The sequence below is a fragment of the Enterococcus sp. AZ095a genome (assembly GCF_050546735.1).
Lineage (GTDB): Bacteria > Bacillota > Bacilli > Lactobacillales > Enterococcaceae > Enterococcus_D > Enterococcus_D entomosocium.
Map to the genome: position 1 here is coordinate 173,950 of NZ_CP172953.1, position 21,714 is coordinate 195,663.

Sequence of the window (21,714 nt, forward strand, 5' to 3'; positions counted from 1 at the left end):
GATGCTGCAAAAGCCAAATTTGAAAGGAGCAAAGGTAATGCTGCGTTATTTTTATGAAAATGAGTTGGTTGCAATCAACCAGGAACAGCCCGAAGACTGGGAAGCTGCTATCTGGGCGAGTGGCGAAGGATTAAAGCAAAAGGCGTTGATTACGGATCAGTACATTGAAGATGTCATTCGGGATGTCCATCAATACGGTCCTTATATTGTGATCATTCCCAAAGTAGCCATGCCCCATTCTTCAGCAGAAAGCAAAGGCGTCTTAGGAACAGGGATCGGGCTGACGATTTTTCCAGCGCCCGTCTCGTTTCAGGAAGATAATCCGGACAAGGAGGCGCAGTTGTTCTTTATGCTCGCTGCCAAAAACGCTGAAGCACATATGAACAATATCGCTGGTTTATCAGAGATGTTGATGGAAGAGGGGCTGGTAGAAGATCTATTAGGTGTAAAAACGATGGCAGATTTTGAAGTGGTGATGGAGAAATATGACCAAAAAGAAAGCAGGGATTAGATGGAAGTGATAGGAGATTTCTTATTGAGATGCTGGGATTACTTTGCTCAGAATATTTTGATGCAGCCAGCTTTTTTGATCGGTTTTATTGTACTGATCGGTTACTTACTATTGAAACGGCCGTTTGTTGAATGTGTCGCAGGTTTCTTAAAAGCCACCGTTGGTTACTTGATTTTGACGATTGGCTCTGGTGGATTGGTCAATAATTTCCGTCCGATCTTGGTGGGGCTTAAGGAGCGTTTTGAATTAGATGCGATGGTCACTGACCCGTATTTTGGTCAAAATGCGATCACCGCCGGCATTGAAGAACGATTCGGACGCACCTTTGGTGACACGATGCTCTTATTATTGATTGCCTTTGTTTTTAATATCTTACTCGTTCGCTTTAAAAAATATACGAAGCTGCGGGCCGTCTTCACTACTGGAAATGTGCAAGTACAGCAAGCCGCAACGGCCTTTTGGTTGCTGCTATTTTGTTTTCCAGACTTGGGTCGGATCGAAGTCTTACTTGTCATGGGCTTGATCTTAGGCTGCTATTGGGCGGTTGGTTCCAATTTGACCGTGGGCATCTGTCAAGATTTGACGGAAGGTGCTGGTTTTGCGATTGCCCATCAACAGATGTTTGGTGTTTATTTCTTTGCGAGACTTGCGGAACGGTTCAAAAAGAACAAATCCAACCGGAAATTAGAAGATGTCGAACTACCGGGTTTTTTATCGGTCTTCAATGAAAATATGGTATCGACTTCGATCCTGATGCTCTTTTTCTTCGGTATCATTTTAGTGACACTTGGACAAGATTATTTAATAACAGCAGGATTTATGGCAGAAGGACAAAGTTTCTTATTTTATATTTTACAAACATCACTGATGTTTGCCGTCTACTTAGCAATTCTTCAATTAGGTGTGCGCACCTTCGTTTCCGAATTGACCGAGTCATTTCAAGGAATCTCAAATACGATTTTACCAGGTGCTGTTCCGGGGATCGATATCGCCGCAACCTTTGCCTTTGGTTCACCAAATGCTGTGACGGTGGGCTTTTTATTCGGTGCATTAGGACAATTTTTAATGATTGCTTTACTGATTTTGTTCCGGTCACCAACGATCGTGATTGCCGGGTTTATCCCACTGTTCTTTGATAATGCAGCGATTGCCGTTTTTGCCAACAACCGTGGAGGTATCAAGGCGGCTTGTCTTTTCCCATTCTTATCAGGCATCATTCAGATCGGTGGTTCGGCCTTGATCGCTACTTGGGTAGGATTGTCCCAATATGGCGGCTATCTTGGTATGTTCGACTGGGCGACCGTCTGGCCATTCTTTACAGTATTGATGAAATTCTTAGGCATCATTGGTGTGGTTCTTGTGGTGGTGATCTTATTAGTGATTCCGCAATTGCAGTACCGCAGAGATCCAGAAGGATATTTCTTGATCGTAGATGATTACGATGCGTATGTAGAAAAACAAAAATAATAAATTCTTAGGAGGAAAAAAAGATGAGAGTATTAGTATCTTGTGCAAATGGATCAGGAACAAGTTTGATGATGATGCGGAGTGTTGAAAAAGCTTTGAAGTCTGAAGGGATCACAATCACCTCTATCCACCACTGCGCGATTTCCGAAGGCAAAAGCACCGCCAAGAATTACGATGTGGTCTTTACGCCAATGAACTTTGTCAATATGTTCGATAAAGCAAAAGAAAAGGGCGTAACAGTAATCGGGGTCAGAAATGTGATGTCTCCAAAAGAAATCATTGAGCGGGTCAGAGAAGCGGGTCTTTCAAAGGAGTAGTCAGCGTAACAGGATGTGGCAAAACAAAAAGGTTGGTCAAACAAAAGAGAGGGGAATTTCATGAGCATACCAAAACTACAGATTGCTTGCGATCACTCCGATTTAGCTAGTGCACTGGCAGATATCAAAAAAGTCGGCGATGTGGTTGATATTATTGAAGCAGGGACTATTTTATTGTTGCAAGAAGGAGAACAGGTATTACGCTGTTTCCGAGCAATGTATCCGGAGAAGTTGATCGTAGCAGACACAAAATGTGCCGATGCCGGTGGGACGGTCGCCAAAAACTGCCAGCAAGCTGGCGCGGATTATATGACCGTGATTTGTGCAGCAACGATCCCAACAATGAAGGCAGCAGCAAAAGAAATTGCTGAGATCCAAGTAGAATTATATGGTGACTGGACCTACCAGCAAGCACAGCAGTGGCTAGATGCCGGCATCTCACAAGCCATCTATCATCAAAGTCGTGACGCATTGTTAGCTGGTGAAACATGGGGAGAAAAAGATTTAACGAAAGTCCGTAAATTGATCGATATGGGGTTTCGAGTGTCAGTCACGGGAGGATTGAGCGTCGAGACGTTGGCTCTGTTTGCCGGCATTGATGTGTATACCTTTATCACAGGACGAGGCATCACTGCCGCTGACGATCCGCAACAAGCAGCAGTTGATTTCAAGCAAGAGATTTTACGGATTTGGGGGTAGTTTTCTATGAGTTTGATCGGTCTATATGAAAAAGCAACACCCAAAGCCCTTTCTTGGCCGGAACGATTGCAGTTTGTCAAAGACCGAGGTTTCGACTTCATTGAAATGTCCATCGATGAATCCGATGAACGCTTGGCACGCCTAGAGTGGAACCAAGCACAGCGCAAAGAGATCGTCGAGGCAATCTATGACTCGGGGATCAAAATCTTGTCTTTATGTCTCAGTGGACATCGGCGGTTTCCCTTTGGTTCGATCGATGAAAAAAAGCGCAAGCACGCGATGCATCTGATGGAAAAAGCCATCGACTTGGCTTCAGATTTGGGTATTCGCTGCATCCAATTAGCCGGATACGATGTGTATTATGAGGAAAAAAGTCTTTGTAGCCGAGAATGGTTCATTGCCAATCTAAAAGAAGCCGTCGCCAGGGCGTCTGAAAAGGGGGTCGTTTTGTCACTAGAGATCATGGATGATCCGTTTCTGAATTCTATCTCAAAATATTTACGGATCAAGGAGCAGATCCCTTCACCCTATCTACAAGTCTATCCAGATGTCGGGAACCTGTCGGCCTGGCCAGAAAATGATGTCGGTTATGAATTAGAAAAAGGCATTTGCGAGATTACCCAGATTCATTTGAAAGATACATTGGCGGTCTCAGATAAGTTTCGAGGAAAGTTTAAAGAAGTACCGTTTGGCACTGGGTGTGTTGATTTTGATGGCTGCTTACGCACGCTGAAGCGGTTGAATTATAACGGTTCTTTTGTCATCGAGATGTGGAGTGAGACGAGCGCTGACCCGATTGGGGAGATTGAACAAGCCAAAGCATATTTATTACCAAAACTAAAGGAGGTCGGTTACCTTGATCAATCAGCTTCAATTGATGAAAGAGCGAGTTTATCAAGCCAATAAGAGACTGCCTGAGGAAGGGCTAGTAAAGCTGACTTGGGGAAATGTCAGTGAGATTGATCGAGATTTAGGGATCATCGTCATTAAACCAAGTGGTGTTGATTATCAGACGATGACGGTTGATTCAATGGTGGTTTGCGACTTAACGGGAACACCGAAAGAGGCGAAGACGTTGAAGCCTTCCTCGGATATCAAAACCCATGCGCTATTGTACAAGCACTTCGAAGGCGTCAAGGCGATCGTCCATACGCATTCGACAAATGCGGTAAAATGGGCGCAAGCACAGCGAGACATTCCTGCATATGGAACGACGCATGCGGATACTTTTTATGGTAGTGTCCCTTGTACACGACCATTACGGGCCTCTGAGGTAACGGCAGACTATGAAAAAGAAACCGGCAAAGTCATTGTCGAGACGTTTGAAAAGCGGGGATTAGATCCGCTTGCATGCCCAGCTGTCCTCACAGCGGGACACGGTCCTTTTACTTGGGGGCAATCTGCGGAACAAGCGGTCAGCAATAGTATTGTTTTAGAAGAGGTTGCAGAAATGGCACTAGGTACCGAAGCTTTGACCTTAGAGCGAACACCGATCGCTGATTATTTGCTGGATAAACATTATTTCCGCAAGCATGGCGAACATGCTTATTATGGACAAGGATAACGTAAAAGCAGCCATTCCTAGCGATCAAGGAATGGCTGCTGTTCTATTCGTTTTCTTCAACGAGTGTTTTCACATAAAAGCGATCCATCGTGGTATGCTGTGCCGCCAATAGTGGCTGGGACAATGCGCGATAGCCGGCTTTTTGATAGACATGCAAGGCAGCTTCTAAAGAATGATGGGATTCTAAATAGAGTTGCCGATAGCCTAGTTCAAAAGCTTTGGCCTCGATCTTCGCCAGCAGGGGATAGCTGAGACGCTGCCCTTTGGCGGCATCACTAAGATAAAATTTTTGCAGCTCGGCGATTTGCCCTTCTGAATCATAAGCGGCAAGACCACCGCCGCCTAAAAGGGTACCCGATTCATCGGTGACGACAAAATAATGGCGGCTAGCAGGATCTGCTGCATAAAATTCACTTAAGTGGTCTAACTCGGGATCAAAATAGGCAGTTCCTGGAACCGCCAACTGGTGGTCGGTCAAGCTTTTGCGAATGATAGCAGCTAATGGCGCATCATCTTGAGATTGGATCGGACGAAATATCGGCTTCATGCAGTTCCTCCTTAACGTAAAAGTAAATGAATAGCTATAGTGTACCACAGCATCGAGGTAGTGTTTAGTGATGATAAGAAAAGCATCCTCGCAATGGCGCACCTCTTTAATAAGAAAACCGCCCCCTCGTTGCCAGGCTCCTAATGTAAAAAGGAGGATGGCGAAACGAGGGGGCGGTTTTTGTGTTAGTCATGGAAGCAGTAATTAGAGCGTTTCACCATTAGAGGCGATTACTTGCTGGTACCACGCAAAGGAATCTTTTTTCAAACGATTCAAGGTTCCTTTGCCGGTATTGTCTTTGTCGACATAGATCATGCCATAGCGTTTCTCCATTTCGCCGCTGCCGAAGCTGACGATATCAATGATCCCCCAAGGCGTATAACCTAATAGCGGTACACCATCTTCAACCACCGCTTTTTCCATCTGTTCGATATGCTCTTTCAGGTAAGTGATGCGGTAGTCATCATGGATTTGCTGTTCATTGGTTAATTGATCGTAAGCACCAAAGCCATTTTCTACGATAAATAGCGGCAAGTCATAGCGTTGATAGATCGTATTTAACACATAGCGCAACCCGACTGGATCGATAGGCCAGCCCCAATCAGAAGCACTGATATAAGGATTACTCACGATTTTTGCTCCCGGGATATCCTCAGTTGGTGTGCCAGCCACTTCATCAAGGGTTGAGATCGTTCCTGACATGTAATAGCTGAACCCAATATAATCAACGGTTCCTGCTTTTAATAGCGCTTGTTCCTCGGGCGTGATCTCAATCGTGATGCCTTTTTTTGCCCAATATTTTTGCACATAGGTTGGGATCTTGCCTCGTACGTGGACGTCGCTGTAAAAATAGCGCCGTTCATTGGCTTTGACGGATGCCATCAAATCAGCTGGCGCACAAGAGTAGGGGTAGACCGGGACATAGGCCATCATACAACCAATCTGAAACTCTGGATTGATTTTTTTGCCTTCGATCACGGCTGCCGCGCTGGCAATCAACTCATTGACGCCCGCTTGAAAGACGAGTGCTTCTTTTTGACTGTCATCCTCGATGATCATGGCAGAATTGGTCCAAACGTGCAGCGGCTCTTGCCCATCTGCTTGATTATTGATCTCATTGAAAGTCATCCAATACGTCACTTTTTCATGATACCGTTGAAAAACAGTCTTAGCGAATTTGACAAAGAGGGGAATCACTTCTTTGTTAGCAAACCCACCAAATTCTTCATAGAGGGCATAAGGCATTTCAAAGTGAGACAAAGTGATGACGGGTTCGATGCCATTTGCCTGCAATTCGTCGAAAAGATCATCGTAGTATTGGAGACCGGCTTCATTTGGTTCTTCTTCTGTTCCAGTTGGATAGATCCGGCTCCAAGAAATCGATGTCCGTAGACATTTCAAGCCCAGTTCTTTGAATAACTGGATATCTTCTTTGTAACGGTGATAAAAGTCAATGGCTTCATGGTTCGGGTAATATTCCCCTTCAATGACTCCTTTGGTGATTTTACGGGGAATACCGTTGCCACCGGCCGTCATGACATCGGCGGTACTCATTCCACGGCCAGCAACATTCCAAGCGCCTTCCGCTTGATGGGCAGCGATCGCGCCGCCCCATAAAAAATCTTTCGGCATTTTTGCGGACATAAATTTCATTCCTCCTCGACTCATTCGTTTGCTTATAATTCTACTTTCTGGGAACGGTTAGAGGCGATCACGAAAGGCAAATAGATCAAGACCGAAATCGCAAGACAAACGACACCGACAACCGCAGCGATCGCATTTCCTCCAGTTCCTAAAAAGAGATTAATGATTCCTGGGGTCGTCCATGGTACCCCAATCGCTGGGGTCGGCATGATCGGCCAGACAACAGTGACAAAATAACCCACCAAAATATTGACCATTGGTGTCAAAATAAACGGAATGATCATGATTGGATTCAAGACGATCGGTAGACCGAAGATCATCGGTTCATTGATTTGGAAAATTCCTGGAACTAAGGACATCTTAGCGATCTCACGTTGTTCTGGACGTTTTGAAGCGATGAAGATCGCAATGATCAAGCCCAATGTCATACCAGTTCCGCCCATATTTGCGAACATATCATTTAAAACGCCCCAGGTTTCTTTGTAAGGAACGTCCCACAAGGAGCCGCCCTGGTTGATAAAGTCTAGGTTAGCTAGATCTTGTTCGGTAAAAATCGCTGAACGAACCGCATTCAATGTGTTTGGTCCATGGATCCCGATCGCAAACAACGTAGTTTGCAAGAATGCCAAGATCAAGACACCGACGACATTGCCCCCCAGATCCCGCAATGGACTTTGGATCCCGTTGTAAATCAGTTCATTGATGCCTTCCGGTGCAATCATTAAAACTAAGAAATTGATCAAAGCAGTGACTGCCACGATGATCACGATCGGAATCATGCCAGAAAAGGAACGGGAAACAGCTGGTGGTACCATTTCAGGCATTTTGATCTGCAATCGTTTGACCTTGAAAAGCTTGGGTAAGAATTCACCGACCAAACAAGCCACGATCATAGCTACGAACAACCCTTGGGCGCCTAAATATTGTGTAGAGATCACATTGACATCATCTACTGCAAACGAGGTCGGGTACAAGATCATAAAGGCAGCGACACTTGTCAAACCAACTAACGTAGCATCTGCTTGGAAATGCTTGGCTAAAAGTTGGGCAACAAGAAACGCAATGAATAAACTCATGATGTTGATGGTCCCGTTCGCCACGGAAGCTAGGACTTGCTGGGCGCTTTCCAGATTAGGAAAAAGCCGATTCAGTTGAAATAATTGCACGATGAAACTTTCATTGGAAAATAAAATATTGTTGACCAAAATAACGAGAGAAGAAGCGATGGTCAGTGGGAAAATCAGCATGAATGCATCCCGGATCGCTGCTACGTGGCGTTGATTGTTCAACTTTGTTGCGATTGGTACCAACGAGCGGTCTAACAGGTCATTGAATTTTTGCATAATAATAACACCTTTCCTTAATTGATGCCATCATTATAGCGAATGAAAGCGGCTAAAAGTAAGCGGATACGGATTCCGTACATATCTCTCAAGAAATGAAAAAAATTCCGCATCCGGAACACAGTGTTACAAAAAAAGATGGTTCAGTAAACTGAACCATCAAGGGTTGGAACGATAATCTTGTAAATAGCCGATCAGTGTTTCTAAAATCGCTACTGAAGGCAATTGACTAGTCAAATCAAGAAAGATGTCTTTGCGTTCCTCTTTGATCGCATACTCGATCGAATAATCGCACAGGCGTGCCAACGTACTTTCCCGATTAGGGGTAATGCAGTATTTCTGCACGATCGCTTGATTGTCTAAACCGGTAATGACTTCGATCAGTTCTTTGGTTTCACCAGAGACACTCAGAAAAACCAAAACATTTTTTTGATCTTTTCGCAAAAAGCTTTTGATTGGGTAGGTCAGCTCATCAATGCTGATACTAAAGTAACCGAGACTGGCTAGCTTGCGGGCAACGTATTGCGCGATCGCACCGGATGCCCCCATCCCCATAAATAAGATCAAATCGGCATCCCGCATCGCTTCGGCAAGTTTTCGTATTTGGTATTCCGCATCAGGGTGGAAGATCTGCATATTCAAGCCTTTGATGCGCGCTTCTAAACCTAAGTGTTCAGGATGCGCGTCAAAATGGGCTTTTTCTAAATGATTTTTGATATAGAAGCGAAATTCTGGAAACGACTGAAAGCCGACTTTTTGAATAAAACGAAAGACCGAAGTCGAAGAGACATGAGCATCATCGGCAATGTCGCGCACACGCATATATGGGATCTTTTCTAAGTGATTGACGATAAAACGGTAGATTTCTTGTTCTACCGCAGAGAGCTTGTTCAAGTTTAATTGTTCAAAAAGCGCCATGCTGGTTCCTCGCTGTCCTAGATAATCAATTTACACCAGTATAGCATATCCGAACTTTTAACGGTGCAGCTGTTGGTGGATCTGATAGACTGCGCCGATCAAGCCGGCATCGTTTTTTAGCTTCGCTGGACGAACAGGCGCGATGGTTTGTCCGCGCAAATAATTAATCGCTTCATGCCGTGTTTCCGTGATCGTCAAGCGAGCCTGCAGGCGTTCCCAGAAATAAGGATTGGCGCTGATACCGCCGCCGATCAATACCAATTCTGGGTCAAAACAGCTAATCAAATTGATCAGTCCTACAGATAAATCCGTTAGAAATTGGTCCGTCAGCTTCAGCGCCAACGCTTCGCCTTGCTGCGCGCGGTCAAAAATCTCTTTGGCGTCTTGGGTGGGTTCAAAGCCAGGAACTGCTGCGCCAGATAAATTGTAGAGGCGAATCAAGCCGCCCACGACGGCAGTTTTTTTATTGATGGAACTTTCCTCGATATTGCCTTCTTCTGGCAGCTGATCAATCACCATCCAGCCAAATTCACCAGCCATGCCATGAGCACCTCGGTAGACTTGATTATTGATCACGATCCCACCGCCTACACCAGTGCCTAGGACAAGACACAAATAGTTGGCTACCTCTTGCGCATTCCCGATCCATTTTTCAGCAATCGCTGCTGCATTGGCATCATTTTCCACCGCCACCGGCAATCCTGTACGCGCTTCCAAGACTGCTTTAAAATTTTCACCATATAACGATTTGATGGCTCCAGCCGTTAACATAAACCCGTCTTTTTGAACGATCCCTGGGGCACTGATCCCAATGCCATCAATCGTGTGGCGGCTCTGGGCATCTTCGATGATCGTGAGTAGATCCTGATAAAACTGGGCTGGCTCATAGCTAGTGGGGATCGCTGATTTTTCAAGGATCACTCCGGTTTCATCTAAAACCCCATATTTAATACTTGTTCCGCCAATATCAAATCCTACGTACATTCTTCTTCCTCACCTTTCAAAACATTGTTGCCTTAAGTGTACCATCTGGCAGGAGGAATTTTTTTCTTTTTTCAGCTATTTTTTGACAGCCGTTTCCGCTGCATCCAAATAAAACAAAATGTCACTTTTGCCTTCCTGATTGGTTCCTTTGTACACCTCCGTATCCAGGCCTCCGATACGAAAGCCTGCTCGCAAGTAAAACAGACAGGCAGAAGGATTGTTGTCCTGCGCTTGTGTATAGATGCCGCGATAGTCTTTGGCAAGGGCCGCTTTCAGTGCCTGTTGGATCAACAGTTGACCGATTCCTTGCTTGCGGTAGTCTGTGTTGACCTTTAAGTCATAGAGGTACAGATACTTGAAAAAAGCGTCTTGAACGATCGCTAAGCCAATGCATTTTCCATCATCATAAGCACCGATAAACAGACTGTTTCGGCTCATTTCATCATAGCAATAATTTTCATCTGGGAAACGCATCGTCTGAATGTCTTCAGGTGCAAATTTACAGATCGTGTACTGCCAGTTGCCCTCATTATAAGACGGCAGCATTTTCCCCCATAAGGAGAAGGGTTCGTTTTTCAAGCGGATATCAGCTTGGTGTTCTTGATCGATCAGTTTGATTTCTAGCATGGGACACCTCGGTTTTCTATAGTTTTCAATCATGAGTATTTAAAAGTAAGTTGTTGCAGTTTAGTTTACTACAAAGAATGAAAAATCACGATACTTATTAAACAGTCTGGTCTTCCTGTGAGAAGGGACGTTTTTGTAGGAGTAACTTAGTTGTTTGTCTATACATTTAGGTGGAAAAAGCAGAAAATATTCTATTGATACCTTAGTCACAATGACCGACGGAAAAATACGTCTTAAGTTTGATTATATTTATCGCTTGTTTTTTTATACTGAAGGTAGATAGAAAAAACGGAGGACAATCACTTGAAAAAAGCAATTAGTATGATCCTGCTCGTGTTAACGATCGGGACCGTCACATTGGTTACATGGTCTTATTTTACGAAAGATGATTCCAGCGAACTGGTTCAGCTGGTGGATCGTTTCAATCCTTTCGTACCGGAGAAAAAGGTTTATGTCAAAACATCCAATGAGTATGGCGTGCCGCAAGAACATGATGCCTATGAATATACGCAAGAAGGAATCAATGAAGATGGACAAAAAATAAAAATCACGTTTTGGGCACCACAAAAATTAAAAGAAAATGCCTACCTAGAGCTTGATGCAAAGGGCAAACATGTGGAGTCGTATCAAGAGGTGACCGAGCAGGATCTCCCTGACGCTATCAAAGACGAGTTGGTTACGACCCATTGATCATCGAGCCTGCTTGAAGAAACGGACAGAAAGTCATTTCCCACAAGTTGGGAGATGGCTTTTTTTAGTACCTTCACCTAAAGAAAAGTTCGCCAAGATTTGATTTGGGTGAAAAAGATTAGAGGATGATAGAATTTTCAGAAAAAATAGATAATTTTTTCAATTCTTAGTTGCAATAGCAGAAACGTCTGGTATTCTCTATGAGGTAGTTAAAAAAAATCATTCATATAATTAAAAATAGCAACAGTGAGAGAATCACTGTGTATGAAGGATCAACGGTTTTCGAGGAGGAACGTATGACAGAAAAAAATCAATTAAAAAAACAGATGAAAACCAGACACATCACTATGTTGGCACTAGGTGGCGCAATCGGTGCCGGCCTATTCAAAGGCAGTGGGGAAGCGATCCAGTTAGCGGGGCCTGCGGTCTTGCTAGCGTTTATTTTTTGTGGGCTGATCTTATTTGTCGTCATGACAGGACTGGGACAGTTGGTTTTATCTGACCAAAAACAACATGGCCTTTCGGGCTTAGTCCAGCCGTATCTTGGCTTGCATACAGCTGATTTCATTGATTGGATCTACTGGTCAATGTGGATGATCAACATCATCGCCGAAGCAGTTGCTGCCGCAAGCTTTTTGCAGCTGTGGTTTCCCAATATTCCAGCTTGGATCTTTGTTTTGATTTTGGCACTACTCACGACCATCATCAATTTGTTTTCGGTCCGCTTGTTTGCAGAAACGGAATACTGGCTTTCGTGGGCCAAAATCAGTGTGGTGATTGTGCTGATCTTGGTGGGTCTCTATCTGGTTGCCACGCAAGTCTTTGATCTGGGCTTTTTACCGACGATGAGACAAATGACAGACTATGGTGGTTTTGCCCCTCACGGTCTCAAAGGATTTATCAATTCTTTATTGGTCGTAATCTATTCGTATGGCGGTTCTGAGTTAGTAGCCATCACGATTAGTGAAGCAGAAAATCCAAAAAAAGCGATCCCTCAAGCAATCAAAGGAGTAATGACTCGGATTGCCGCTTTTTACATCATTCCCATGTTTCTTTTACTGATCATTTATCCGTGGAATCAATTAGCAGATCCAAATGTCAGTCCCTTTGTAATGGTGTTTCAAAAAATCCATGTGCCTTTTGCTTCCGACATCGTTAATTTAGTGATCATTTTGGCCTTGTTTTCCTCCATCAATTCTGGGGTCTATGCTTCTTCAAGAACGTTGTTTTTCCGGTTAAGCAACAATGGCCAGAAAAAAAGCCGCTTCACGATGCTGAATAAAAACAGCGTGCCCCAACGAGCGATCATGTTTTGCAGCGGTACTTTATATCTTGGAGTCGTTCTTTCTTACTTTTTAGGCGACAAACTCTTCAATTATCTGGCAGGCTCCCTGTCGTATACTGTATTACTGATTTGGTTGTTGATCAGTGTGGCGGCGTTTGTTTTGGTACGCAAGCAGAAGAAAATGGGCTATACGATTTTTTTGGGTGGGGCGATCCTTGCGTTGCTTTTGCTGTTTGCCGGAATCTTGATCACTAACCCATTAGCGGTTACAGGTTTCACCGCATTGCTGTATACGATCATTTTTCTTAGTTTTTATTGGAACCATCGAAAAATAGGGGACACCAGTGGAAAAAGTTGAAGAACCCTCCCTTAAGGCATAAACTGATGGAGAAGGAACAGCCCGCTTGGCTATTTTTTCGCTTCTCAGGAACATGGCTAAAAATAAAGTAAAGGAGAATACGAAAATGGTTAATTTTTGGACATTGATTTTCGGCACCCTCAGCTGGGTTGTGGTGGAAAGTCTGCTTTACAACCCGATGCATAAGTGGGGCAAGTTTTGGGCGAAAGAATCAGGAATGGCAGAGAAGATGGACGGTCAGCAGATGACGACCGGTGACATGCTCTTTACCTTTGGCGGCACGATTGTTGGTGGGATTCTCTTATCGGCAGCGACCTATCAAGTCGTCTATTGGTTTGCCACATTCGATCATGATGGTTGGCTGATGACCTCCTTGCAAGTCGCTTGCTTATTGTGGCTAGGGGTGTATGGGGTCGCCACCTTCGTGATGGCTGTTTACTCGGGACAGTCCCGTAAATTAGTTGGGCTGCACCTTGTGAATGGGTTTCTAGGAGTGATCGTTTTAGGGCTTGTTGTCGGACTAATTGGACAATAGGCAGCGATCATATCCCAGCGAGAACGTTCAAAGATCTCAACGAATCAATCCTAAAGAAAGCCGATCTTGTCTCGACAAGGTTGGTTTTTTTGTGCGTGAAATTAATCTCACTATAAAAAAAAGCTATAAAAGCAAATTGTTTATGCTATACTGAAAATAACTCAATTTGACAGGAAACACAAACCCACGGGTTTTCGAAAAATCATGAAAGAAGGAAACTTATGGAAAACGAGGAGGGGAAAAATGAAAACGAAAAGCAAGTTAGGTAGAAGAATGTTTGCTACCGTTTGTTTGGCGGTGCTATTTTTTTTGGCAAGCTGCAGCCGCTCAGGGGTTGACTCTGCAGCTGCAAATCAAGTATTGACCAATAGCAACAGTCATCAACAAAATGCCTTGTACGTTTTGGAAGATGGAAAGCTCACCGTCAATAAAACGCTGAGTTTTTTGGTCGATCCGAATCAGGAACCTGCGGACTTGGTAGAAGAACAAGAGACGCAATTAGCGCAGATCAACGAAACACTACAAGCAGAGTTCCCCAAAAGCAAAGCACTGACTGTGGCAGACATCGGCACTATGCTCACCTTTGAAGTGACAAATGCCCAAGTGATCATTGATCAAGAGAAAAAGGAAGTGCGCATGACTGGCGATGATTTTGAGAAAGTATTCAAAATGGCGGACAACAATGACAAGCGTCTGATCGATGACGAACAAAACGAGTACGAGTTTTCTTATGAGGAAAATTAGCAAGTGAAAAAAACGGCTGCCTCCGACGAGACAACCGCTTCAGACTGTAGACAAACCTTAGACAAAAATGAGGTTTGTCTTTTTTCGTTGCAAAATTTAGTGACTATTACGGAAAACATTTTGCACAAGGAGTAAGTCCGCGGCTTTGCGCTTCTGCTAAAGTTGCAGGCGTGTAGGTACCGTTGCCGCATTTTCTCGTATGGTACTTGGAACCCGTTGGTGTAACAAGGACTGATGTTTGGGCTTGATTGCTAGCAGCGGCTGGCTGGCTTTGTTCTGGCACAGCGGCGGCTGCCTGCCGTTCTTCCTCCGCCTTAGCTTGTGCGGCTGCTTGTTCGTTGGCAGTGATCGTTTGCGCCACTGTTTTCGTTCGAGTAGCTAATTCCTCATCGGGGATCTTGAGACGAGCGACAGCATCTTCTGCACGAGCAAGGGCATCTTTTGTCGGCTCTGCCTCTGCCGCTTCCACCGCTTGGACAGCTTCTGCAACGAGGGCTTCTGCTTCTTTCTCAGAAATCTTGGTTTCTACAGTGGATAACCGACTTTCAAACGTTTCCTTGTTCAAAACCGCTTGTGCGACTAATTCTTTTGCCTGATCGAAATCACTGCGCTCAAGGGAAGCTTCAGCAGTATCGAGGGCTTTGCCGATGGCAAGATGTTCTTCCACCACGGTTAGCCGGGTAGCGAAATCTTCGTAGGTTTTACTCAAAGCATGAATCAGCGTCACAGCTTCGTCGTAATTCTTTTGGTTTGGCTGGGTTTCGGCAAGCGCCAGTGCCGTCTCGGCTTTTTCCAGTGCTGCTTGTTCTTGTTTTTCAGCTTGCAAACTCGCTAGAAATGCGCGAGAAGGTTTGACGGTGACGACTTCTTCTTTGGTGCTTCCACCCATTGAGGCTTGGAGGGTAAATTCCTGTTCCTCTTCATCTTCAAGTTGCACGGTGTAAGAAAATGTTTCGTCCGCCAGTGAAACCTCCACCCCGTTGATCGTCAGTTGCGCTTCTGGATTGGTTTGCCCAGTGATCGCTGCTTCACCTTGCTCATTCGTAACCAGTTCTGCTTCATCTACGTGAAGCTCCGGTGTTGTTGCAGGAGTCAATAATACCCCGCCGATCAATAAGAGAAAACCACCCATAAAAATAACGATTTTGTTGCGAAGCGGCTTTTTCTTGATCAAACTAAGAACAAAAAAGATTCCGCTTACAACCATTGTCAAAAAACCAATAACAAAAATAAACATCCCCATAACTCTTTCCAATTCCTTTCTTGTGAATATTTTAATTATAACATTTTTACTAACGTATCCGCCATCAATAACCGACTAGTAAGGGTTGCTGAGCGTACGGAAGAAGCTCAACTAGCAAATCAGCAATTATTTTTATCAATATTAAATAGATTTAAGATATTTTTTATTATAAAATGATATATAAAGGGTTGTTTTTTCGTTTGCGGTTGTTTTTTTGGTTAAACAGCTCTTGGTACAAATACACTTGTTTGCTTCATCACTGGAAAAAATGTTTCGAACAAACGGATGAGAGCGAGCAACTACCTGCAAACAAGCAGCTTTCCTTCGCTGCTTCCCCCAACTAACACCTTAAAAAAGATATTCCCCCTCACTTGCAACCAAGCCACTTCATTGATAAGAAAATCAGTATGTGCAAAAGGAGAAGCAATGAAAATCACACAAATCCAATGTCCCAGCTGCTTGGGTCAGTTAACCGTTGACTGGGAGACAGGAAAAGCAGTCTGCCAGTATTGCTTAACTAAGTCAGTCCTACATTCGCCACCAAAACAAACGCAAGAAGCTTCGAATGAACAAGCTCCCGTAGTTTTTCAAGAAGTCAAAGAAGGGTTTTATTCGTTTACCTTTAATGAAGACGAGGTAGCAAATGCCTTGAAAAAATGGCTGATCCAACAGGAATCAGTTCCTGAGGACATTGTCGTTCATCTTGAAGTCAGCGAGGTAAAACGATATTTTATTCCGATTTATGAATTTCAGGTGACCTATACGATGCACTGGGAGGGGGCCTTTGGCTACGATACCCATTCCATTGCTTGGGACGGCTCGCATACGACCACGTGGGAAAAGAAGCGAGGCGACCATCCAGATGAGACGGTCATACTCTATCAATGCGGCAGTTCGGAGGTGATCGAGCAAGAAATTCCTCAGAGCTTCGAGGTCAACGATGAAATGAAAAGAAAACCGCACTTTAGTACCGATCAAAAGGAATTTCAACAGCTAGTCTCAGCACATGCTATTCATGCTTTTCCCTTTGATATTGAGCAAGAGCAGGCGCTCTTTGGTTCTGAAAAACAAGCGGAATTGAGAGCCCATGCGAATGCGGTGATCCAGAAGAAAAAATCTGCCGATCAGCTAAAAGAGCTGCACCTAGATCTTTCCCTGATCAGCTGTGCTACAGAAAAGCTCTACTTTCCCCTGTATATGGGCACCTTCAAGTACCAAGAGCAATCCTTTGAATTTGCGATCGACGGCAAAGATCCTGACCGAATGAAGCTGCCGATTATCCCACAGTGCCAAGCTACCTATCAAACGGTTGCGAATTTTTCAAAAGCTCGTAAGGTTTTTGGCTGGTCCTCCGTACTCTTTTTTACGTTAGGTGTGATCCTGATGATCTTGGCGCTATTCATTTCTGAATGGATCCCTCTAGGAAGAGTGTTCAGAGCTGTCATAGGGGGGATTGTCATGAGTTCCCTGCCAACTGCAGTTTATTGGGTAGTATCGGGGATAGTGTTGCACTTTCTAAAAGAACAGTACCTCAAAACAGCCCCAAAATTTAGAGATGAGTGCCAAAGAGAATTATTAGGTAAGAAAACGGCTGGGACAGCTTTTTTAGCAAACTACGAGAAGCGTAGAAAGAAGCTTGTAAGAATCAGAAGATTTTATGAATGGCTCGATACGCTCGCTTATGTGGTCGTGGTCGTTACCCTTATTTGGAACATTCTTCGGTTTCTTTGATAAACCATCTTGTTGAAAAGAAAAAACGATTCATAAAAAAGGAGAAAAAATGAAAATCACCCAAATCCAATGTCCCAGCTGTCTGGGACGTCTAGAAGTTGATTGGGACTCAGGGAAAGCAGTCTGTCAGTATTGTTTAAATGAGCTGTTGATCAAACCGGAACAAAAAAACCAGGAACAAACAAAACAAGTCGTCTCGCTGAAAGAGTTGTCACGCATTCAAGGGACCGTCAAAGAAGGATTTTATCCGTTTGCCTATGATGAAAAGGCATGTGAAGCGGCGTTGAAAAATAGACTAGCATGGCAAGACACCATCTCGGAAAGTATCTTTTTTGAGCTAGAGATGGTTCATCTAAAACGTGTATTTATCCCGATGTATTATTTTCAAATTGCTTATGATGCTCAAGTGAGAGGGAGCTATGTCCACGAGGAACAGCAGAGGGGGAGTGGGCGCATTACTGCCGACATTTCTTTACATAACAGCGGGAATACAACAATTTTCAATGAATATTTCCCTACAGATACCCAAAAAGAAGCGGATTACAGTATCAATGGTAAGCTGCCGCTGCATCTTCAAAAAGGAGCCGCCTATTGCACGGATATGCAGCAGTTTTCGGCACTTAGCCAAGGCGTTCAGGTGCTGCCCTTTGATATTTCCAGAGAAGCGGCACTTGCTGATACCCATCTAATGGAAGTCTTTGAAGCAAAAGCCAAAGACCATTTGGTGGGAGCAGATGTTGCCAATGAGGTTCAACTGACTCTTTTTCCGAAACAATGTGATACGGAAAAACTGTATTTTCCTTATTACATTGGCGAATTCAAATACGGAAACCAAACCTATTCTTTCGTGGCTGATGGCACCGATGCTGAACGCCTTTTTCCAACCCAGCTCCCTGAATGTGAACAGCTGGTGCAAGTGAAAAAAAGTTTTTCGAAGACCAGCAGTGTCCTATGGCAGTTCTGCTATACCTTTTTTTCATTCGGAATAATTTCAGGGACCCTTTTAAATTTTATTTTTGGTGGATTTTTAATGCCTGCCGTTGCCTTTAGTTTGATTGGCACATCGATCGTGCTTTTTGTCATTTGGCTAGTAGTTTCATTTTTTTTGATTACGCAAAAAATCAACTTCTTTAAAGAACATAAAAAGTTTAAAAAGGATCTGAATCAAGCACTCAGTCAGCCACAGGCAAATCAAATAGCTATTTTGCAGACATTTGAAGCCCGAAAAAAGAAACTCGTCCGAAAGACAGTATTTTACAGTGGTCTGGAAAATATGGCGTATGAATTCGCATTGATTCTCTTCTTAGCAATATTGGTTTGGTATTTTGGCTTCTACGGCTTGTCTTTTGTCATGCTGCTGGCGTTTGTCAGCTGGAATACGATCCGTATTTTTACAACGAATAGCTCTGATCGATGCATCAAAACGAAAGGATGATCTCATGGATATCATTCCCATTCAATGTCCCCATTGTTTAGGGGAACTAGAAGTAAACTGGGGTGTCGGCACGGCAGTCTGTCTGTATTGCCGCGGCAAAATGGTCATCAAATTGCCCTTTGACCACGCCAAAATTGCCCAGTCCAGTCCCCTGACGGACAAACAGCTTGCGCTGACCCAGCTGGCTGCTCTCTTGAAGAAAATCAGTTTGTCGTCTGCTGCTCTTAGGGGAAATGCACCAACAGCCGGCGTTTTCGCTGGACAAGAGCAGCCAAAACCAACGTCAGGAAACCAGGCGTCTCCGATTCAAAGGGCGCCCATCCATCAGCGCAACCAGCGGCAAAATCGTTTGACTGCCTTTTTTCAAAAACAAAATTTTTTATTCTATTTTTCTGGAGAAAGACAAGTGCTACCAAGGCAATGGCAAAGACAAGTCCTCGCTAGTTTTCAAGTGCCTGAAACGGAGACCCCTCTTGCGTTGCTAACGTCAAAGATGACTGGCAAGAAAGCGAATGCGGGACTGCTTTTTGGCGTTGAACGAGTGTATTTGTGCACGTACGAAAAGAAAGAAAAACGAATAGTCAGTTTTTCCTGGAGTGTTTGGAAAAACCTCGGTTTTGAGGTCCAGCATAAAATGTTTAGTAGCTTTTTGGTGATTCAACAGGAATATCGTGTTCCTCTTCAAGCATTGGGCTTTGCGACCCAATCATTTTTGCAAGAATTACAGCAGTTGTTGCAAGAGTGGGAGACTGGCTAGTGCTGAGTATCGATGAAATCAAATAGGGAATCAATTTATTGGTCAAAAAAACAAAGAGAGCGTCGCAAACAGCGGCGCTCTCTTTCACTTCATGTGGTTTCCAACTCAGCATTGTTGGTCCCTGTTAAATACTCGGCTTCATCGTTTAAAAGACTGGCCGTCGTTCGCAGCGTGTCGTAAGAATGCAAAACGGCAGCGAGACTTTTTTGCGAATCACTGATTTTCATAGTCGTCGACTCGGTACTATCTAACACGACTAAGGCTTGTTGGTTGATGGCTTGCATGGTTGCGGCAATGGTTTGGGTCAACTGCTTGGTCTGTTCGGCTAATTTTTGCATTTCATCGGCAACTACCCGAAAGCCAGCTGCTTGTTCGCCGATCCGTGCTGTTTCGATGGAAGCGTTGAAGGATAGCAGTTTGGTTTGTTGTGCAATGCGGTCGATGTCATGCAGCACCGCTGTCACCTGTTGGCTATCCATTTCTAAGGCATGGGTCGTTGCTTGATTTTGATCAGACAGCCGTTTGACTTGCGCCAAGTTCTCTGACAAATGATCGACTTGCTGATGCCCGTTGGCAGAAAGTCGTGTCAGGGAAGCAGCACTTTCTTGCACTTTTTTGATAGTGACCGCTAAGGCTTGTTCTCTTTGGGTAATGTCAAAAGCGATTTTGACGACGTTGACGACTTCTTGCTGCTCATCGAGGACGGGGAAGTAGATTCCTTCTAAAATCAGTTTTTCTCCTTGTTTGTTTTTTCGGATGATTTTGTCTTGAAACCGTTGCTTTGAGTACAGCAGTTGATTCCAAAAAGCTTGGTAATCCGTACTGGCAGCATAATGGTCAAAACAAAAGGTCCGATGCGGCAAGCCAATGATTTCTTCTTGGCTGTACCCTAGGATATCAGTCATGTTGGCATTGGCGAAAACAACTTCTTTTTGCGGATCAAAGACTATGACAGCGAGTTCTTGAAAAATAGCAGCGAGCAGACGGTTATTTTGTGTTTCATCTAATGTGAATTTCATACGTACTTACCTACGCCTTTCAGTTTTTTGGGAAGTTTACACAGCGAGTGTCTTACAGTTATCGGTCATGAAGGCAAGGCAGTTAAGAGTGCAAAAACCACCTTTTTTGTCGAACAAAATGCTTGGAAACAGAAGAAAGCAAGATTCTTTGCATCAGAATGACTTGGTGGTACCCTTAAGATCAACACGAACGATTTCAAACAAAAGGAGAGAATCGTATGACAGATAGAATTTCGTTGGAAAAAGCAGCCGTTGAATTTAGTGAGGCAAATGCACCGCACCCACGGATCTATGAATTACCGCCAGAAGAAGGGCGCGCACTATTGGAACAAGTCCAAGAGTCACCCGTCAATAAACTGGCGGTTGAGATAGAAGATCAGACCGTAGATACAGGCGAGTGGGGGGCCATCAATGTTCGTTTTGTTCGTCCCGAAGGAAATCATGCGATTCTCCCTGTTATTTATTATCTCCATGGCGCTGGCTGGGTCTTCGGCAGTGCCGCAACTCATGATAAATTGATCCGTGAATTGGCGGTACGAACCAACTCGATCGTCATTTTTCCTGAATACAGTCGTTCGCCAGAAGCAAAATACCCAACGGCGATCGAACAAAATTATGCGGTCTTGCAGCAATTACCGGGATTTGTCGATGTCAAAGGCTTAGACCTTACCCGTTTGACCGTGGCTGGCGATTCCGTAGGTGGGAACATGGCGACTGTTATGACCTTGTTAACGAAAGCCCGTGGTGGCATTCCGATCGCACAGCAATTATTGTTCTATCCTGTGACAGATGCCCGCTTTGATACGCCTTCGTATGAAGCATTTGGCGAAAACTATTTTCTGACCAAAGAAGGGATGCAATGGTTCTGGGATCAATACACGACGGATGAAACACAGCGGAATCAAATTACCGCTTCTCCTTTACGAGCGACCAAAGAGGAGTTAGCCGATCTGCCACCAGCGTTGATCATTACGGGGGAAGCAGATGTCTTGCGGGATGAAGGGGAAGCCTATGCGCAGCGTTTACGAGCAGCTGGCGTGGAAGTTACCCAAGCACGTCTGCAAGGAATCATCCATGATTTTGTGATGGTCAATGCGATGGATCAGACCCAAGCTGCACGAGCTGCCATGACACTGGCTGTCGGTTGGCTGACGGAAAAAAATGTCCCAGCAGAATAAAAAACCGACAAAAGAAGCTTCTTTTTAGAGGTGTTCTGATACAGTAAAGGATTTATGGGGTGGAGCGATCCACTCCTTTTTTTGTCGGAAAAATGGAAAGACATACACCTGCGGTCTG

The 21,714-nt window shown here is 44.3% G+C and carries 22 protein-coding genes; 14 read left to right on the top strand and 8 right to left on the bottom strand.

Going from position 1 to position 21,714, the window contains the following annotated elements; all coding sequences use genetic code 11:
- The first annotated feature begins 37 nt into the window (after window positions 1-37).
- Genes IGJ26_RS00810 through araD form a run of 6 tightly spaced genes read left to right on the top strand, consistent with a single transcriptional unit; the run spans window position 38 to window position 4,558 of the window.
- Window positions 38-511 (top strand): PTS sugar transporter subunit IIA, encoded by a 474-nt coding sequence (locus IGJ26_RS00810; RefSeq protein WP_008376535.1) that lies wholly within the window; start codon window positions 38-40, stop codon window positions 509-511.
- A complete protein-coding gene (locus tag IGJ26_RS00815; protein WP_008376533.1) occupies window positions 512-1,978 on the top strand; it encodes a PTS ascorbate transporter subunit IIC in 1,467 nt (488 codons plus the stop codon).
- A gap of 23 nt (window positions 1,979-2,001) precedes the next feature.
- Complete coding sequence (locus IGJ26_RS00820) at window positions 2,002-2,295, top strand: PTS sugar transporter subunit IIB (RefSeq protein WP_008376531.1); 294 nt, start codon at window positions 2,002-2,004, stop codon at window positions 2,293-2,295.
- Window positions 2,296-2,355: 60 nt separating this feature from the next.
- The gene (locus tag IGJ26_RS00825; RefSeq protein WP_008376529.1) at window positions 2,356-2,994 is read left to right on the top strand and encodes a 3-keto-L-gulonate-6-phosphate decarboxylase UlaD; all 639 of its coding nucleotides are present in this window, start codon (window positions 2,356-2,358) and stop codon (window positions 2,992-2,994) included.
- A gap of 6 nt (window positions 2,995-3,000) precedes the next feature.
- Complete coding sequence (locus IGJ26_RS00830; protein ID WP_016619554.1) at window positions 3,001-3,900, top strand: L-ribulose-5-phosphate 3-epimerase; 900 nt, start codon at window positions 3,001-3,003, stop codon at window positions 3,898-3,900.
- Complete coding sequence (gene araD / locus IGJ26_RS00835; RefSeq protein WP_016619555.1) at window positions 3,872-4,558, top strand: L-ribulose-5-phosphate 4-epimerase AraD; 687 nt, start codon at window positions 3,872-3,874, stop codon at window positions 4,556-4,558. The genes IGJ26_RS00830 and araD overlap by 29 nt, the downstream gene beginning before the upstream one ends.
- A gap of 43 nt (window positions 4,559-4,601) precedes the next feature.
- Here the strand turns inward: araD and IGJ26_RS00840 are convergent, their stop codons facing one another.
- The 6 genes from IGJ26_RS00840 to IGJ26_RS00865 form a co-directional block, all read right to left on the bottom strand.
- Entirely contained in the window at window positions 4,602-5,105 is a 504-nt protein-coding gene (locus IGJ26_RS00840; protein WP_061053577.1) for a GNAT family N-acetyltransferase, read from the bottom strand.
- Window positions 5,106-5,309: 204 nt separating this feature from the next.
- Window positions 5,310-6,749 (bottom strand): 6-phospho-beta-glucosidase, encoded by a 1,440-nt coding sequence (locus tag IGJ26_RS00845; protein ID WP_429960320.1) that lies wholly within the window; start codon window positions 6,747-6,749, stop codon window positions 5,310-5,312.
- A gap of 32 nt (window positions 6,750-6,781) precedes the next feature.
- Window positions 6,782-8,092 carry a PTS sugar transporter subunit IIC gene (locus IGJ26_RS00850; RefSeq protein WP_008376519.1) on the bottom strand — a complete coding sequence of 437 codons (1,311 nt, stop codon included), beginning with the start codon at window positions 8,090-8,092 and terminating at the stop codon, window positions 6,782-6,784.
- A gap of 159 nt (window positions 8,093-8,251) precedes the next feature.
- Window positions 8,252-9,010 (bottom strand): MurR/RpiR family transcriptional regulator, encoded by a 759-nt coding sequence (locus tag IGJ26_RS00855; RefSeq protein ID WP_005232695.1) that lies wholly within the window; start codon window positions 9,008-9,010, stop codon window positions 8,252-8,254.
- Between the two features lie 57 nt (window positions 9,011-9,067).
- Entirely contained in the window at window positions 9,068-9,994 is a 927-nt protein-coding gene (locus IGJ26_RS00860) for an ROK family protein (protein WP_005232693.1), read from the bottom strand.
- A 75-nt stretch (window positions 9,995-10,069) separates the two neighbouring features.
- Window positions 10,070-10,621 (bottom strand): GNAT family N-acetyltransferase, encoded by a 552-nt coding sequence (locus tag IGJ26_RS00865; RefSeq protein ID WP_005232691.1) that lies wholly within the window; start codon window positions 10,619-10,621, stop codon window positions 10,070-10,072.
- A 321-nt stretch (window positions 10,622-10,942) separates the two neighbouring features.
- Between IGJ26_RS00865 and IGJ26_RS00870 the strand changes: the two genes are divergently transcribed.
- The 4 genes from IGJ26_RS00870 to IGJ26_RS00885 all read left to right on the top strand — a co-directional run bounded on the left by IGJ26_RS00870 (window position 10,943) and on the right by IGJ26_RS00885 (window position 14,233).
- Window positions 10,943-11,311 carry a YxeA family protein gene (locus IGJ26_RS00870; protein ID WP_016611572.1) on the top strand — a complete coding sequence of 123 codons (369 nt, stop codon included), beginning with the start codon at window positions 10,943-10,945 and terminating at the stop codon, window positions 11,309-11,311.
- 296 nt (window positions 11,312-11,607) lie between these two features.
- Entirely contained in the window at window positions 11,608-12,954 is a 1,347-nt protein-coding gene (locus IGJ26_RS00875) for an amino acid permease (RefSeq protein ID WP_008376509.1), read from the top strand.
- A 106-nt stretch (window positions 12,955-13,060) separates the two neighbouring features.
- Window positions 13,061-13,489 (top strand): DUF1761 domain-containing protein, encoded by a 429-nt coding sequence (locus IGJ26_RS00880; RefSeq protein ID WP_008376507.1) that lies wholly within the window; start codon window positions 13,061-13,063, stop codon window positions 13,487-13,489.
- Between the two features lie 243 nt (window positions 13,490-13,732).
- A complete protein-coding gene (locus IGJ26_RS00885; protein ID WP_420680824.1) occupies window positions 13,733-14,233 on the top strand; it encodes a hypothetical protein in 501 nt (166 codons plus the stop codon).
- Between the two features lie 106 nt (window positions 14,234-14,339).
- Here IGJ26_RS00885 and IGJ26_RS00890 read toward each other — a convergent pair whose 3' ends face one another.
- Window positions 14,340-15,476, bottom strand: a complete 1,137-nt coding sequence (locus IGJ26_RS00890; protein WP_430599792.1) for a serine protease — start codon at window positions 15,474-15,476, stop codon at window positions 14,340-14,342.
- Between the two features lie 426 nt (window positions 15,477-15,902).
- Here IGJ26_RS00890 and IGJ26_RS00895 point away from each other — a divergent pair, with 426 nt between their 5' ends.
- The 3 genes from IGJ26_RS00895 to IGJ26_RS00905 are packed head-to-tail and all read left to right on the top strand — an operon-like array spanning window position 15,903 to window position 19,399.
- Window positions 15,903-17,207, top strand: a complete 1,305-nt coding sequence (locus IGJ26_RS00895) for a hypothetical protein (protein ID WP_430599793.1) — start codon at window positions 15,903-15,905, stop codon at window positions 17,205-17,207.
- Window positions 17,208-17,256: 49 nt separating this feature from the next.
- The gene (locus IGJ26_RS00900) at window positions 17,257-18,642 is read left to right on the top strand and encodes a hypothetical protein (protein ID WP_430599794.1); all 1,386 of its coding nucleotides are present in this window, start codon (window positions 17,257-17,259) and stop codon (window positions 18,640-18,642) included.
- Between the two features lie 4 nt (window positions 18,643-18,646).
- Window positions 18,647-19,399: a hypothetical protein gene (locus tag IGJ26_RS00905; RefSeq protein WP_430599795.1), complete on the top strand. Its 753-nt coding sequence runs from the start codon at window positions 18,647-18,649 to the stop codon at window positions 19,397-19,399.
- Between the two features lie 89 nt (window positions 19,400-19,488).
- On the opposite strand, the gene IGJ26_RS00910 is transcribed toward IGJ26_RS00905, so the two are convergent.
- On the bottom strand, window positions 19,489-20,418 hold the full coding sequence (locus IGJ26_RS00910; RefSeq protein ID WP_430599796.1) for a methyl-accepting chemotaxis protein: 930 nt from the start codon (window positions 20,416-20,418) through the stop codon (window positions 19,489-19,491).
- A 218-nt stretch (window positions 20,419-20,636) separates the two neighbouring features.
- On the opposite strand from IGJ26_RS00910, the gene IGJ26_RS00915 reads away from it, so the two are divergent.
- Complete coding sequence (locus IGJ26_RS00915) at window positions 20,637-21,596, top strand: alpha/beta hydrolase (RefSeq protein ID WP_430599797.1); 960 nt, start codon at window positions 20,637-20,639, stop codon at window positions 21,594-21,596.
- Window positions 21,597-21,714: the final 118 nt, after the last annotated feature.